Genomic DNA, 476 nt, shown 5'->3' with positions numbered 1-476 from the left:
CCGGTGTGCACACCGGTTTTCAGGTTCAGACTCACACCCACGCTGGTGGGTACATCCTCATAACTGGCGATGTCAAAACCTGCGCCGCCAATCAGTTGGTCGGCACCTGCACCGCCCATCAAAGTGTCATTGCCGGCACCGCCGGTGATGATGTTATCGGATGCGTTGCCAGTACCGATAAAGTTGCCAGTCCCGGTGAACGTCAGACGCTCGACCTCCGACGCCAGGGTGATGATGTTCAGGGTGGTACGGACTTCATCATCACCACCACCGGCCGCTTCCACCACATTCTGACTGGCCGAACCGTTGATGATGTACACGTCATTGCCGGCGCCACCGTAGAAGGTTGTGGTGCCAGCCGAAGCGGTAAACACGTCGTTGTAGTTTGTACCGATGATGTTTTCGAAGTCGGAGAACGTGTCGCCCTGAGCGTCGCCCCCCAGGCCGGTACCCGACCGTGCAGCCGTCATGGTGAT

Annotated in this window: 1 protein-coding gene; it reads right to left on the bottom strand. The window is 58.4% G+C overall.

From position 1 onward, the window contains the following. Nucleotides 1–476: calcium-binding protein (locus M5B44_RS28800; protein WP_412546983.1), on the bottom strand; the 476-nt coding region annotated here is incomplete at both ends.

The organism is Pseudomonas sp. MWU12-2029 (assembly GCF_023242425.1).
Taxonomy (GTDB): Bacteria; Pseudomonadota; Gammaproteobacteria; order Pseudomonadales; family Pseudomonadaceae; genus Aquipseudomonas; species Aquipseudomonas kribbensis.
The sequence above is the reverse complement of the archived record's forward strand: the minus strand, read 5'-3'. Positions and strand labels throughout refer to the sequence as shown.